Source organism: Mycobacterium sp. IDUB_28 (assembly GCF_055419285.1).
The window spans coordinates 222137-236327 of the sequence record NZ_JBVAXK010000001.1 but is presented as its reverse complement, the minus strand read 5'-3'; the positions used below and the strand labels follow the sequence as shown (position 1 = coordinate 236327).

General features: G+C 65.2%; 12 protein-coding genes. 5 read left to right on the top strand and 7 right to left on the bottom strand.

From position 1 onward, the window contains the following. Positions 1 to 24: 24 nt before the first annotated feature. From ACZYZ9_RS01105 to ACZYZ9_RS01090, 4 genes are all read right to left on the bottom strand, one after another. Positions 25 to 807: a DUF5631 domain-containing protein gene (locus tag ACZYZ9_RS01105; protein WP_463824400.1), complete on the bottom strand. Its 783-nt coding sequence runs from the start codon at positions 805 to 807 to the stop codon at positions 25 to 27. A 2062-nt stretch (positions 808 to 2869) separates the two neighbouring features. Next, positions 2870 to 3829, bottom strand: a complete 960-nt coding sequence (locus ACZYZ9_RS01100) for a hypothetical protein (protein ID WP_463824399.1) — start codon at positions 3827 to 3829, stop codon at positions 2870 to 2872. A 115-nt stretch (positions 3830 to 3944) separates the two neighbouring features. After that, a complete protein-coding gene (locus ACZYZ9_RS01095; RefSeq protein WP_463824398.1) occupies positions 3945 to 6248 on the bottom strand; it encodes a putative alpha/beta hydrolase in 2304 nt (767 codons plus the stop codon). An 11-nt stretch (positions 6249 to 6259) separates the two neighbouring features. Continuing rightward, positions 6260 to 6574: a DUF2563 family protein gene (locus ACZYZ9_RS01090; RefSeq protein WP_463824397.1), complete on the bottom strand. Its 315-nt coding sequence runs from the start codon at positions 6572 to 6574 to the stop codon at positions 6260 to 6262. A 202-nt stretch (positions 6575 to 6776) separates the two neighbouring features. Here ACZYZ9_RS01090 and ACZYZ9_RS01085 point away from each other — a divergent pair, with 202 nt between their 5' ends. Next, positions 6777 to 8231: a PI-PLC domain-containing protein gene (locus tag ACZYZ9_RS01085; RefSeq protein ID WP_463824396.1), complete on the top strand. Its 1455-nt coding sequence runs from the start codon at positions 6777 to 6779 to the stop codon at positions 8229 to 8231. A gap of 12 nt (positions 8232 to 8243) precedes the next feature. On the opposite strand, the gene ACZYZ9_RS01080 is transcribed toward ACZYZ9_RS01085, so the two are convergent. Further along, entirely contained in the window at positions 8244 to 8654 is a 411-nt protein-coding gene (locus ACZYZ9_RS01080; protein ID WP_463824395.1) for a F420-dependent biliverdin reductase, read from the bottom strand. 35 nt (positions 8655 to 8689) lie between these two features. On the opposite strand from ACZYZ9_RS01080, the gene ACZYZ9_RS01075 reads away from it, so the two are divergent. Genes ACZYZ9_RS01075 through ACZYZ9_RS01060 form a run of 4 tightly spaced genes read left to right on the top strand, consistent with a single transcriptional unit; the run spans position 8690 to position 12091 of the window. Then, a complete protein-coding gene (locus ACZYZ9_RS01075; protein ID WP_463824394.1) occupies positions 8690 to 9439 on the top strand; it encodes an SDR family NAD(P)-dependent oxidoreductase in 750 nt (249 codons plus the stop codon). Next, on the top strand, positions 9436 to 10608 hold the full coding sequence (cbiE, locus tag ACZYZ9_RS01070) for a precorrin-6y C5,15-methyltransferase (decarboxylating) subunit CbiE (protein ID WP_463824393.1): 1173 nt from the start codon (positions 9436 to 9438) through the stop codon (positions 10606 to 10608). The genes ACZYZ9_RS01075 and cbiE overlap by 4 nt, the downstream gene beginning before the upstream one ends. Then, positions 10605 to 11354, top strand: a complete 750-nt coding sequence (cobM, locus tag ACZYZ9_RS01065) for a precorrin-4 C(11)-methyltransferase (protein WP_463824392.1) — start codon at positions 10605 to 10607, stop codon at positions 11352 to 11354. The genes cbiE and cobM overlap by 4 nt, the downstream gene beginning before the upstream one ends. Then, positions 11354 to 12091, top strand: coding sequence for a cobalt-precorrin-6A reductase (locus ACZYZ9_RS01060; protein ID WP_463824391.1), 738 nt, complete (start codon positions 11354 to 11356; stop codon positions 12089 to 12091). Before cobM ends, ACZYZ9_RS01060 begins: the two co-directional genes overlap by 1 nt. On the opposite strand, the gene ACZYZ9_RS01055 is transcribed toward ACZYZ9_RS01060, so the two are convergent. Together ACZYZ9_RS01055 and ACZYZ9_RS01050 are read right to left on the bottom strand one after the other, a co-directional pair. Next, positions 12088 to 13560 (bottom strand): precorrin-2 C(20)-methyltransferase, encoded by a 1473-nt coding sequence (locus ACZYZ9_RS01055; protein WP_463824390.1) that lies wholly within the window; start codon positions 13558 to 13560, stop codon positions 12088 to 12090. The genes ACZYZ9_RS01060 and ACZYZ9_RS01055 overlap by 4 nt on opposite strands. Then, positions 13557 to 14183 carry a precorrin-8X methylmutase gene (locus ACZYZ9_RS01050; protein WP_463824389.1) on the bottom strand — a complete coding sequence of 209 codons (627 nt, stop codon included), beginning with the start codon at positions 14181 to 14183 and terminating at the stop codon, positions 13557 to 13559. Before ACZYZ9_RS01050 ends, ACZYZ9_RS01055 begins: the two co-directional genes overlap by 4 nt. Positions 14184 to 14191 lie beyond the last annotated feature (8 nt).

Below are 14191 nucleotides of genomic sequence, written 5' to 3'. Positions count from 1 at the left end.
TCCGACCGGTCCGTGGTTTGGCTGCTAACTGTCGGCGGTCGGTCTGCCGGCCAGGAACCAGGCGAGGTGGTAGTTCGCGATGGTCTTGTTGTCGCTGATGAGCGCTTCGATTGCCGCCAGCAGTTGCCAGTTGCCGACGGCGTGGGCATCGATCTTGTCGGGGTAGCCGTCGAGCACTTGGGAGCTGATGGTGTTCAGGTGCTGGTGTAGCAGGTCAACCTCGGAATCAAGCACACCTGTGCCCGCCGAAGCCGCCTTGGCCAGTGTGTGAGCAAGTCGCGGCAGCCCGTCGCGCCATTGCGTGGCCTGGCACAACTCCCAGCCGAGATCGGTGATGTCGGGCGCAGATCGGGGCCGCGTCGACGTTGCTGGGGGATCGCCGTCGTCGCATGCAACATGATGGATCGGTGTGTAGCTGGCGACGACGGTGACGTCACCGAGCAGGGCTTCCAGGTTGCGGCGGCGCCGGGCCGGAGTCAGCAGCGTCACCGCGGAAGGCAGGTCGATACTCGGCGGGACCCATCCGCTGGCCAAATCCGTTGTCAGCACAGTGGTTTGGTCGGCGCGGTCGCCGGCAGCCCAGGCCAGGCGAGGTTGTTGACGCGCGACCGAGTTGACCAGGCGCTGCAGTCTGGCTCGGGCGGCGGCGTCGGCTGACGCCGCGCCGACGGCAGCTCCGGTGGCGGTGGCAGCGACAGCGTGGGCCGCGACCCCGGTTCCCGGCGACGGCGGGGGAGTCGCTGGGCTGGTGCTTTGGCGTACGACCGCAGGCTGGCCCGCGCCAGACTGGCCCGCCGATGGGTTCACCGGCGCCGAGCTCGGCGTCGCCGGCAACGGTGGCGGCACGCTCGAAGGCGCGGGCGGGGCGAGGTTAGTCGTGACCGGGGGCCGTAGGTCAGCACCGTAGGAGGGAAGTGGCCCGACGGGCTGCGGCGTGACGGCGGGTGCCACCGCAGGTGCGGCGGCGACTATCTGCGGGGCCGGCGAGGGTCCTTCGGAGACGGTCGGGTGGTGAACCGGTGGGGGCGAATCCGTCACTGGAACATGTACCGGCGCGTTGGAGACTGCTGCGGGAGTCGTTGACACGGGATGGGTGAAATGCGACTCCGCTGACGTGGTTGGAGTCGACGGCATCGCGTGTACCGGTGGGGAAATCGGTGCGCCAGTTTCGAGACCCCTATTGAAGCTTTGGGCGAGTTCGGAGGGGGAGAGAGCTGGTGACGGAGTAACGCTGGGCATACGAGAATCGATGACGGCGCTTGGGGTCGGTGTTGAAAGGGGCTGACCCACTAGCAATGGTGTTGAAGACGTAGACGCACGGGGCGCGGGCGTCGCGGCACCACCTGTTGGTCCTGCAGTGGCAGCCGGCGAAGGGGTTGCGAGCCGACCCGATACGGGACTGAACTGGGGTTGCGTCCGAAGGTTTCCGGGCACATTTGTGTGCTCGCTATGCAGCGGTGGGTGGGCGCCGCTGGGAAGATGGCTATCCGCGAGATGACCCGGTAGCCGGACTTCCTCTCGAATCCCGGTCTCGAAAGACGATCCGGGCGGCGCCGTCGGATGGTCTGAAGCATTGCCGGGCAAATTGGAATGGCCGGGTTGTTTGTTAAGCATAGCCCGTACTTGGTCCTCAACCTCTCGATGATCAGTAGGTTGTCGGAACATTTGGCTAACGTCGATTCCTTGAGTTGATGCGAATGCGCGGGCTGATTGATTGGAAGCATCTGCATCTAAGATATGCTGGATTCCCTCCAGTAAGTTGCTACCATATTTGGCTGCTGAGAGATTTGCCTGCTCGCGATATTGCTCAATGATTGCGACGATCGAAGCGAGTTTAATGCCAGTTGGTTCTTTGGACTCTTGGACCTGTTTGATTTCTTTGTTGCCTTCTTCTGCCAAGGTAATTAAAGACTGACGAAGGCTCTGCATACTGTTGTAAGCTGTGCTATACGCCCTTTCCTTCACGGCATTCTTTTCTTCGATGCACCGAGCGTGCATCTCTCCGAGGCGAAATTCTTCGCGTAGGTAATCAATAGTTAAACCGCTTTGCTGCGCTAATGATTCCAGTTGGGCCTTGCGCATCCTATTAGCAAAGTCGGAAAAATTGTTCTTGAGTGTCTGCCGATTAGATCTTGCATTTTGCAACGTTAACATTTCGTGTTCACTAGGCCACTGGTCGCCGACGAGAAGATAAGACCATTCCCCCGGTGGCAAGTCGGTCACTTGCAGAGTCCATCGATCTTCGACGAAAGCCGGTCTACTGATTGGCGCGTCGGCTCGACATCGGAATCGCGAGCGTCTGCAAGATAGCTAATCGCGAGTTCTTGATAAGCCTCCGCAATCGAGTGCATCGCCTCTGCTAGCTCTGCATCTGTGGCGGGCTCTGCTGCGAGCTTCGAAAGGAGGTAGCGACTGCCCACCTCGAGTGCCTGTCGGGAGCTAGTAGCAACCGCGAGGCCAGCGGTAGGGTCATCACCCCCATCGCGTGCACCTACTACCGCAAAAGCTTGATGCACCTTCGCATACGCAGCGCATACCTTCCCCTTCGCATCCGCTACCTGTTGACTCGAATACGTCGGCGCCGGAGGCGGCTTATACGGAGCAGGAATAGGACGCAACCAGGCTGCAATAGCGACCCCGATCGCAACCAGTGCGATCACGAGTGACACCAACGCGGGCCACCGCGACGGCGGACGAAGTGGAGAGGCGACCACGGGCCACGGCGGTGGCACTGGCTGCGGAGGAGGCACATTCGACACGCGTGGATCGTATCGTCCATCAGAAATTCCGCCAGTCAGACTTTGCCCGACCAGACAAAATAAGCCTGTGAACACCGAATCAAGGACCCCGCAGCATTTGCTGAAGAATCTCAGCGGCCGGAATCGGCGCCGTCGTTGCGCTTGTCGTCGGGCAGCAGGATGCGTCGAGTCGGCACCGGCTTGCCTTCGACATGCTTGACCACCGCTGGTCTCGGTGGCGGCGCGGTGATGCGTCCCTGCACGGGCGCCCCGTTTTTCACCGTCGGCCCTACGATGCGTTTGGTATCGGGCTTGGCGTCACTGCCGCTGTTGGCGGCGCCCTGCATGGCGCCCGGCGGCATCATCGGCATCGCGCCCATCCCCCCACGCGGACTTGCCGCAGGTTCGGCCGGGGGCGTCGCCACCGGCGACGCGGCGTGGGAGGACGCCGGCACGGTACCGGCCGACGGTGTTGGCGGTGGGCCGAGCATCGCCGTCGGCGTGGTTCCCTCAAGACCTGCGCCGCCACCTCCGCTGGCGCCACCACCGGCCCCGGCGGATCCACCACTGCCACCGCCGAATTCACCGTCGGCGTCCAGCATGTCGGCGGGCTCGGTCTCGCCCAGATGCGAACCTTGCTGCTGCATCATCCCCATTCCGGCTTGCATGGCCTGCTGGCCAGCCTGGGCGAGCTGGGAGGGAATCTGGCTGAACGGTTGCAGCAAGCCTCCCAGCGCGCCTGCTATACCGCCGGCGATACCGGATGCCATCTGCGGCATCTGCTGCAACATCTGCGACATCTCGCCCTGACCGCCGACGCCGGCCAGCTGCGCAGCCGCCTGTTCTTCATTGGCTGGGAACTTGGCCAGTGCTTCAGATGTCTTTGCCTCGCGCTCGGCGTGCCCGGCCAGAGCTTCACCATTGTCTTCGGCATCACCGGCGTTGGCCGCTGCACCCAATGCGCGTAACAACTGGCTGATTTTCGAGCTCCCACTCGCCAACTGGTCAGGCGTGATCATGGGCGGAGCCGGTATCCCCAGCAGCTGGGAAAGCTGCTCGAGGATGATCCGCAGCTGGTCGTCCCCGCTCATCACGTCCTCCCATTCATGACGCGTCCCTGCGCGACCGGTCCAGCGAGCCGGCCAGGCGACCGGCTCCCGGAGATCGGGTGATGGTATCGCCTGACAGCACGTCGAGTTAGTCAGCTCAGCGTGGAGCTAGCGGGGTCGGTTCGGCGACGACGGCGTTGTAGCGGTTCATCATGTGCTGGTCAGGTACGACGGGCGCGGGCGCCGCCGGGTCGTGACCGAAGCTCTGGTTGAACAAGTTCACCAATGCCTGATTGAGCACGTGGTCGTACTCGTCGGCGCTCAAACCGCCTATCACGCCGGCCAATTCGTCCGGTGTGCCGATATGTCCGTTCACCAGGTATGCGTCTGGAACGGGGACGTGTTGTCCAGAAGCGATGAGAGCGTTGAGAATTTCTCGGTCAGCCCTCCCAATGGACATCAACGGCACCGACGGATTATATGAACTCGATGGCTGGGGTGCCTCACCCAACACATCACCTTCGACTATCCCGCCCAGGATGTTTACCGCAGCACCACCAATCGTTCCGGCGGGCGTCAAACCCACTGCGGTACTCGCAACTTTGAGTCCGGCTTCGTACGCGGTCTTTCTAAAGTTATACTCGGTCCGCTGGGCGGCGTCCTCCGCGATTTGATGATTAACTACTTGGGCCTGAACCGCGTTGTGAATGCCGGTATCCACCAGTCCGCGCAACGCCATCGCCGAGCCCAATTGAGTGTTGTAGCTGTTCATATTCGGTGCATGGCTGACGAGATCTCTGGCGTAGGCAGCTTCGGCCAGCAGCGCGTGCTGTTCGGCGGCACCGTTGAAATAGTTGGAAGCTGTTTGGTCGGTGCTCAACACGGAGAAGATTCCTTTTGCGATCGGCATCCGTCCGTTCTCGATGTCACCGATCGCATCGACAGAATTGCCGAATTCGACCAAACTGCCCGGAATTCCGGCGATATTGTTCACGTAGGGTGCCAGCCCGTGCGCCATGCTCTGCACCAAGTCCGGATTGATCTCGCCGACAGTGTGCCCACCGGCAAGGTGGAGCAAGTCCGTTGAGTGGGTCCCGATATACACGCCGTACGCCCGCGCCGTCTCGCCCGCAAGTCGGGCTTCTGGTCCCTGTGCGGCGCCTTGCACCCATTCGAACAGAGATGCAGCACTTTTGCCGCGGTCCAGCCAGGGGTGGCTGGTGAGGTTGTCGAGAAACACGTTGCCCTCAGGGCTGACCACCATGTTGTGCACTATTTGATGATCCGGCGCGACCAAGGCAAGGATTTTGGTGACGACGACGTCTTCATATTTGTCTAAGCCGTCTCTCATCACCGACGCGGCGTGCTGCAGCATGATTGCGTCAAAGCCCGTGTTCGCCCGTAACTTGGGGTCTCCCGCGCTGGCTATCTTGGTTATCCGCTCCAGCACGAAAGGGTTCCATCGGCCGCGAAGCAGAACGTCAGACGGTAACAGAGCGGTCGGCAGGAGGTCCGTATTGCCTTCGACTATTTCGGTACCCTGCACCGCGCCAGGTTTTAGTTCGGTTCGCGGAAACTTCAACCCAGGCGTGCTCATGAGTTGCCAGGAGTTGGCAATCAGTTTCCCCTGGTCACCGAGGTGGCAGAAGGCAGCGTGAAATGCCTCGATCGTCATCCCATTCTGCTGAGCCTGCAATTGACTGAGCACAGACGCCTGCTCGGGCGTGAGCGGCGCCTTGCCGGCCCGTTGTTCTTCTGTGATCGAGTCCAGGATGTCGTTAATCCGCGTCGCGGCCTGGAGGTCACCGGCTAGGGCGGCGTGAACGTCGCGCTCAGCCTGCTCGGGCGTCTCGATGTCGTGCCCATCCCATGCCGCTACGGGTGCCGCATCGTAGCCATCTTCGGACCGCATCTTGTGGGTCAAGTGTCGCAACACATCTGAGTACCGATCCCGGATGAAGTTAATTTCACGCAGCGCGTTGTTGATGCCGCAGACGGCTTGCCCTATGAGGTCGTTGATGGCGTCAGTAGGCAGCCGCAAATCCCACGGGGGCCAGCGGCCGGTCAACGCATGATTGAGTGTTTCACCAAACTTGGGGTCAATTCTTTCCAACTGCTGCTCCAGTGCGGCGATCCGCGCGGCGGATGCACGCTGCGCTTGAGCTAGAACGGCCGCCAGCTGCTCGAGGTCGACGGCAATCTTGGGTAGTTGCGACGCCTGCAACTTGAGTGACTTGGTGACACGCCGGACCTCGTCCGCGTCGTTGATCGGGTGCTCACCGTTCTTGCGGTTCCAGGCCTCTTCAAAACGTCGCCGCGCTTCTTCGAATGCGGCGTCCGCCTCTTTAGTCGATTGGCCCGCCTCGTGAAATGCCTTTGCCAGATCCGAAATCTGTGCCGGACTACCGCGCTGCAGGGTTTGATCGACCGCCCAGGGATCACCATCGGCTCTGGCAATCAATCCTTGAACGTCTAGGTATCGTAAGTGCACCGCACTGCCCTGATCCGGCTGGCATTGTCGCTATCCATCTCGGCGAACCGGGTCGCGGCGACTCGTGCATTCGTGCCGACTGATGCCAGAGTCTCCCGATGGTTCAACAGCATTCGGCCATGACGATCCTGCGCCGAGGACGCGACGTGATGAAATGCATCCGCAGCGGCAAAATCACCGAACATCAGTGCCGTCAGCGACCCCTGCGCCAGGTGGTTTCCGGCGCGGTGTGCATGCTGACCGGCATGCTGAGATTGGTCGCCCCCGGAGTGCAGTAACCCGTTGTCGACGAACACAGATTCTCCTCTCGGTCCGGTCAGTAGTTCGATATCGCCACGGCAACAACAGATCCGCCTCAGATGCTCGCGACGTTAATGTCGGGCCGACCGGCTCGCAATTCACCTCGGGTCGCTGCCTCGTCACGAGGCGGTTGCAACACTCACACGACTCGACAACATTTCTCGTCCCCTCCAACGCCACCGTGCAAAGGTTGCGCGCATGCCCAGCGCCCCGTGGCTGAAATGTGCGGTCGTGTTGAGTGCGTTGGTGTTGACGTGGGCAAGCACTCCCGCGGTGACAGCTGACGTCAACGACGTCCCTAATCCGCCGTCACCGACTGCACCGTGCAACGCCATCAGCCCGGTTGCGTTTCCGTGCGTGGGGACCGGAAAGTTCGCTGACGCCGTTGCCGCCGAATGCCGTCGCATCGGGGTGTCCGACAATTTGTGCCGAGTTCCGCTCGCCCACAAGGTGACTCAAGCCGCAACGCTCGCCTACCTGCAGTCCTGGGTCCATCGCACCGCGCAGTTTCAGTATGCGTTGGGTGACTCGGTCCCGTTCGGTAGCGCACAGTGGATCGGCACCCACAATTCCTTCAACAGCCTCGCAGATCAGTTCACCCCGTCGCACGCCGACTCCAATCAGCAGCTGTCGATGCCCCAACAGCTCGACATCGACGTCCGGGCAATCGAATTGGACCTGCACTACATCCCCCAGATCAATCAACTCGGCGGTCGTGGCGTGGCCGTCTGCCACGGTCGTCCGGCAAGTCAAGCAAACCTGGGTTGCACCACCGAACCGTTGCTGACCCAGGTGTTGCCAAGCATCACGGCCTGGCTCAATGCCCACCCGAACGAGGTCGTCCTGATCATCGTCGAGGACCAGTTGCAGGACCCGACGGCGTACGCGTCGGCCTTCGACACCCTGGACCGAGAGTTGCGCCGTCCCAACGGAACAAGCCTCATCTATCCGCCGAACCCCGCCGACATCGGTCCCACCGGCTGCGCGCTGCTTCCCCGCTCGATCTCGCGCAACGATGTGCGCGCCGCGGGTGCGCAGGTAGTGCTGGTCAGCGGCGGGGTCTGCGCGCCGGCGCTGGGCACCGTTGTCTTCAACTGGCAAGGCGAAGAGGTCGAGAGCGGCAAGACCTCTCTCTACCAGCCCTACCCGGCGTGCGATGGCACCTATGGGCCGTCGGTCTATGCGAGCAACATCGTGCGCTACTACGAGGACTCGACCTTCATCTCGGCGCTGGTCAACCCGACCACACCGCCTAACAATCCGGAGACGATCACCCCGCTGAAGGCGCAGTCGATGACCAATTGCGGTGTCAACTTATTCGGTTTCGACCAGCTGTTGCCCGAGGACGGACGCATCCAGGCGACGCTGTGGAGCTGGGCCCACGAAGAGCCGCGTGTCGGTGCCGGCCAGTGCACGCTGCAAAGAGCTGACGGGCGCTGGGTTGCAGCACCCTGTACGGACCCGCATCCCGCGGCATGTCGATCCGCAGCGGGCAGTTGGTCGGTGACGGCGACAGTGCCGTTCACCGGTGCCGCGGCAGCCTGCTCCGGGATGAGTTCGACGTTTGCGCTCCCGCGAACCGGAGTGCAGAACTCCCGGCTGCATGCCATAGCCGGATCCGGCGGTGGAGCGTGGGTGAACTACAGCTTCTGAGACTCGCGAGGGCTATTCGCTTCGGTCCAGCAATTCTGAGGAGCCGAGCACTCGCTCCACCTGAACCTCGATGACGACCCGTCGCGGATTGGCCCGCGGGGTGCGATAACGCTGCGCGTAGCGCAACTCGGCGTCGCGAATGGCGTCGATGTCCTTGTTCACGACGGACCGGCCCTCCAAGGACAGCCACCGGGCCCCGTCGACCTGGCTGAGCACGGCTACGCCGCCGCGCTCAGCGTTGACGGCCTTCTGCGAGCCGCCGGTGGTGATGACCCGCGCGATGTGGGTCTTGGGGTCGAACGTGAAGCCCACCGCGACCACATGCGGGGAGTTGTCCGCTCGCAGGGTGGTCAGCATGGCCAGATGACGTTCGGTGAGAAACGCCAGCGCATCATCGGTGAGGCGGGTCGTGGTCTTGGCCATCGCCCTTCACGCTAGCGCAGGCCATAATCACAGCCGTGGACGACACGGGCGTTGGGCCGATAGTAATTTTCGGCGGTCGCAGCGAGATCGGCGCTGAACTCGCGCGGCTGTTGGCCTCCGGCAAGCCCGTAGTGCTGGCCGCTCGCCACGCTGACCAGCTCGCTGAGCAGGTCGCCGCGCTGCGCGACGCCGGCGCCACCGCCGTGCACACCACAGAGTTCGACGCCGACGACCTGACCGCACATGGCCCGCTCGTCGACTCGATCGTCACCGAACACGGCCCCATTGGCACCGCGGTGCTGGCCTTCGGCATCCTCGGGGACCAGTCCCGCGCCGAAATCGACGCGGCGCATGCGGTCGCGATCGCGCACACCGATTACGTCGCCCAGCTCAGTCTGCTCACCCATCTGGCGGTGGCGATGCGTCGCGCCCAGCGCGGGGAGCTGGTGGTGTTCTCCTCGGTGGCCGGGGTGCGGGTCCGGCGCGCCAATTACGTGTACGGGTCGGCCAAGGCCGGCCTGGACGGCTTCGCCAACGGCTTGGCCGACGCCCTGCACGGCACGGGGGTGCGGTTGTTGATCGCGCGGCCGGGCTTCGTCATCGGGCGGATGACGCGGGGGATGACGCCGGCGCCGCTGTCCAGCACCCCCGAACAGGTTGCCGCCGCCACGGCGAAGGCTCTGGCCAAAGGTCGCCGCAGCGTCTGGATCCCGTGGGCGTTGCGTCCGATGTTCTTTGTGATGAAGCTGCTTCCGCAGTCCGTGTGGCGACGGATGCCCCGATGATCACGGTGGTCGGCATCGGCGCCGACGGCATGTCCGGCCTCTCGGCAGCTGCTAAAGCTGAATTGACAAGGGCCACAGTTATTTACGGATCGAAGCGGCAGCTCGATCTGCTCGACGACACCATTGCCGCGGCGCGCCGCGAGTGGCCGTCCCCGATGCTGCCCGCGCTGCGGAGTCTGCCCGTGACCGGACCAGACATTCACGTTGTGGCCAGCGGCGATCCGCTGCTGCACGGCATCGGCGGCACCCTGGTCCGCGTGTTCGGCACCGGCGCAGTCCGCGTGCTGCCGCATGTGTCGTCGGTGACCCTGGCGTGTGCGCGGATGGGTTGGAACGTGCACGAGACGGAAGTGATCAGTCTGGTCACCGCGAAGGCCCACACCGCGGTGCGGCGCGGGGGACAGGCGATCGTGCTGTCCAGCAACCGCGACACTCCCCACGCGCTGGCGGTGCTGCTCGACGTGCACGGGCGCGGCGACTCGCAATTCACTGTGCTGCAACAACTCGGCGCACCGCACGAACACCGCCACGACGGCACCGCCCGGGACTGGGCCCGCAACGCACCCCCCGACGTCGACGATCTCAACGTGATAGCCATCCGCTACCTGCCCGACGAACGGACCGCACTGCTGGCCGATGACGCCTTCACCCATGACGGCCAGATCACCAAGCACGGAATCCGGGTGGTGACCCTGGCTGCGCTGGCCCCGGGCCCGGGACAGCGTCTGTGGGACGTCGGGGCGGGATCGGGGAGCATCGCCGTCGAGTGGTGCCGCAGTGGGCCGGGATGCACCGCGGTAGCCTTCGAACTCGACCAGCAGCGCTGCCGCAACATCGAAGCCAACGTCGCGGCCCACGGCGTGCAGGTCGAGGTACGAGGTGAAGCGCCGGCCGCTTTCGGCGGCGCCCCCGAACCGTCGGCGATCTTCGTCGGCGGCGGGGTGACCCGGCCCGGGCTGCTGAACAGCTGCCTGGACCACCTGCCGGTAGGTGGACGTCTGGTCGCCAACGCCGTCACGGTCGAGTCCGAATCCGCGCTGGCGCAGGCACATTCGCAGCGCGGCGGGGAACTGCGCCGCTTCCAGCACTACCACGGCGAACCGCTGGGCGGTTTCACCGGCTGGCGCCCGCAGTATCCGGTCACCCAGTGGTCGGTGGTCAAACGATGACGGTGTATTTCATCGGCGCCGGCCCGGGCGCCGCCGACCTGATCACGGTCCGTGGCCAACGGCTCCTGCAGCGCTGCCCGGTGTGCCTCTATGCCGGATCGATCATGCCCAAAGACCTACTGGGACACTGTCCTGCGGGTGCCAACGTCATCGATACCGGCCCGCTGACGCTCGATCAGATCATCGGCGAACTCGCCGGGGCCGATGCCGCGGGTCACGATGTGGCCCGGCTGCACTCCGGTGACCCGTCGCTGTACAGCGCGCTGGCCGAGCAGTGCCGCCGTCTCGACGCGCTCGGCATCGATTACGAAATCGTGCCAGGAGTACCAGCTTTCGCCGCTGCCGCCGCCGTGCTCAAACGCGAGTTCACCGTCCCCGGCGTCGCCCAGACCGTGATACTGACCCGGGTGTCCACCCTTTCCACCGCCATGCCACCCGGGGAAGACCTGGCCGGCCTGGCCCGATCCGGTGCCACCCTGGTGCTGCACCTGGCCGCCGCGCAGATCGACGTCATCGTTCCCCAGCTGCTCGACGGCGGATATCGACCTCAAACACCGGTAGCGGTGGTGGCTTTCGCCAGCTGGCCGAAGCAGACCGTGTTGCGCGGCACCCTCGCCGGCATCGCCGGGCAGATGCATCAGGTCGGCATCACCAAGACGGCTGTCATCGTCGTCGGCGACGTCCTGGCGGCCGAAGGGTTCACCGACAGCTACCTGTACTCCCTAGCCCGGCGCGAGACCCATTGATGCGGGTGTTGTTACTCGGCGGCACCGCCGAAGGGCGGGCATTGGCGAAGACGCTGCACCCGCAGGTCGACACCATCAGCTCACTGGCCGGACGGGTGCCCGATCCCGCCCTGCCCGTGGGCCCGGTGCGCATCGGTGGATTCGGCGGCACGGACGGGCTGCGCGCGTGGTTGCGCGAGCAGCGCATCGACGCCGTCGTGGATGCGACTCATCCGTTCGCAGCCACCATGACCGCGCACGCCGCCGCCGTGTGCGACGATCTGGGCGTCCCCCTGCTGGTGCTGGCCCGCCCGCCGTGGGACACCGGTGCAGCCACCGTCGTCAATTCCGATGCCGAAGCAGCTGAAGAGGTTGCTCGACAACGGTATTCGCGGGTCTTCCTGACCAGCGGTCGGTCGGCCATCAACGCCTTCGTCAACAGCGACGCGTGGTTCCTGATCCGCGTGGTCACCGCGCCGGACGCGCTGCCGCGTCACCATCAGCTGCTGCTGTCCCGCGGCCCGTATCATCGCGACGACGAACTCGAGTTGATGACCCGCCACCGCATCGATGCGCTGGTGACCAAGAACAGTGGCGGCGAGATGACCCGCGGCAAAGTCGATGCCGCTGCCGCACTTGATATTCCGGTGGTGATGGTGGCCCGGCCGCCGTTGCCCGACGGGGTGACGACGGTCGCGACCGTCGATGCGGCCGCACACTGGGTGACCGACCTGGCCTCGGCTCTCGGCGCCGGCTAACCCGGGTACCGTCGCAGCGTGAAAACTCGGTCACCGTAATCGGTTGATTGCCAACGTGTTTGCGACGACCCGATGATCAGCAGGCAGCGCATGTCGACATCGGCGGGGTCGAGGTCGGCCAGCCGCACCACGCGCACCTGCTCATCGGCCCCAGCCACGTTGCGGCCGATCACCACTGGCGTGCACGGTTGCCGATGTTCGAGCAACAGGTCCCGCATCGCACCGACCTGCCAGGTCCGCGATTTCGAGGCTGGATTGTAGATCGCCAGCACCAGGTCGGCGGCGGCCGCGGCGCGCAACCGCGCGGCGATCACCTCCCACGGTTTGAGCCGGTCTGACAACGAGATCACCGCATAGTCGTGACCCAGCGGAGCACCCACCCGGCTCGCGACCGCCTGCGCGGCCGTCATCGCCGGAATCACCCGGACGTGCACTCCCGGCCAGTTCTCGGCCTCTTCCAGCACCGCGGTGGCCATCGCGAACACACCCGGATCGCCGGAGGACACCACCGCCACCGCGTGACCCTGCTCCGCCAGCGAGCAGGCCAGCCGGGCGCGCGCGGGTTCGTCGGTGTTGTCGCTGGAGTGGTGGCGCTGCCCGTCGCGGACCGGCACCCGATCCAGATAGGTGCGGTAGCCGATCACGTCGCTCGCCGCGGCCAGTTCGCGGCGGCTCTGCGGCGTCATCCAGTCGGTGTCACCGGGTCCCAGGCCCACCACCGCTACGGAGCCGACGGGGCTGCTACGCCGTCGGCCGCCCGGCAGCATGGCCAGCGAGAAGTACGGCACGCTGGTCTCGTCGACCTCAGCGGCGGGCAGCACGCGTTGCCCCGCGGTGCTGGCTCGCTCCACATAGAACGTGTCGCCGAGCTGACCGGAGGCCGAAAGTGCTTCGCGCACATTGTGATACGAACGTCCGAGCTTCAGAATCACCGCAGCGTCGGCATCGGCGAGACGGCGGGTCAGCTCGCCGACCGGCAACGTGCCCGGCAGGATCGAGAGCACTTCGTCCCCGGCCACCAGCGGCGTCGCGACCGCCGCGGAGGCGGCGCTCACCGACGTCACCCCCGGCACGATCACGGCGTCGAACCGTTGGGTCAGCCGGGTGTGCAGATGCATGTAGGAGCTGTAGAACAGCGGGTCGCCCTCGGCCAGCAGCGCGACGTTGCGGCCGGCGGTCAGGTGCGCGGCGATCCGCTCGGTGGCCGCGACGTAGAAGTCCTCCAGCGCGCCCGCATAACCGCCCGGGTGATCGGTGGTCTCGACGGTCACCGGGTAGACCAGGTGTTCCTCGATCTGGCCCGGCCGCAGATAGGGCTCGGCGATGCCGCGCGCGATGCTGCGACCGTGCCGGGCGCTGTGATAGGCGACCACGTCGGCCGCGCCGATCACCCGGGCCGCTTTGACCGTCACCAGTTCCGGATCGCCCGGACCCAGCCCGACACCCCACAGCGTGCCCCGGCCGGTCATTCGCGTTCGGTCGCGATCGCATTGACCGCAGCAGCGGCCATGGCGCTGCCGCCGCGGCGCCCCCGCACCACCAGATACGACATGCCGCGCGGGTTGTCGATCAGCTCTTGTTTGGACTGTGCGGAGCCGACGAAGCCAACCGGCCCGCCGAGCACCGCGGCGGGAGCGGCGACACCGTCGTCGATCAGCTCGAGCAGCCGGAACAGCGCCGTAGGGGCGTTGCCGATCGCGACGACCGCGCCGGGCAACCGATCGGCCCACAGCTGCACCCCGGCCGCCGATCGCGTGGTCTGTGCCGACGCGGCCAGCCCGCTCGCGCGCGGGTCGGCGACCAGCGAAACCACCTCGTTGCCCGCCGGCAGCCGCGCCCCGGTGATGCCGGCGGCCACCATGGAGGAATCGCACAGCACCGGAGCACCGGCGCGCAGCGCGGCGCCGGCCCGCACCACGACATCGTCGGTGAACGCCACGTGCTCAGCGACGTCGACCTGCCCGCAGGTGTGGATCAGCCGCACCACCACCCGCTCGACGTCGGCGGGAAAACGGGTCAGGTCGGCTTCGGCGCGGATGGTCGCGAACGACTGCCGGTAGATCTCCGCGCCGTCGCGGATGTAGTCGAGCACCCGCTCAC

What these genes read in the sequence shown, in the direction of transcription:
- ACZYZ9_RS01100 (WP_463824399.1), bottom strand. Translation starts at nt 3,829, where the DNA reads ATGAGCGGGGACGACCAGCTGCGGATCATCCTCGAGCAGCTTTCCCAG.
- ACZYZ9_RS01085 (WP_463824396.1), top strand. Translation starts at nt 6,777, where the DNA reads ATGCCCAGCGCCCCGTGGCTGAAATGTGCGGTCGTGTTGAGTGCGTTG.
- ACZYZ9_RS01080 (WP_463824395.1), bottom strand. Translation starts at nt 8,654, where the DNA reads ATGGCCAAGACCACGACCCGCCTCACCGATGATGCGCTGGCGTTTCTC.
- cbiE (WP_463824393.1), top strand. Translation starts at nt 9,436, where the DNA reads ATGATCACGGTGGTCGGCATCGGCGCCGACGGCATGTCCGGCCTCTCG.
- cobM (WP_463824392.1), top strand. Translation starts at nt 10,605, where the DNA reads ATGACGGTGTATTTCATCGGCGCCGGCCCGGGCGCCGCCGACCTGATC.
- ACZYZ9_RS01060 (WP_463824391.1), top strand. Translation starts at nt 11,354, where the DNA reads ATGCGGGTGTTGTTACTCGGCGGCACCGCCGAAGGGCGGGCATTGGCG.
- ACZYZ9_RS01055 (WP_463824390.1), bottom strand. Translation starts at nt 13,560, where the DNA reads ATGACCGGCCGGGGCACGCTGTGGGGTGTCGGGCTGGGTCCGGGCGAT.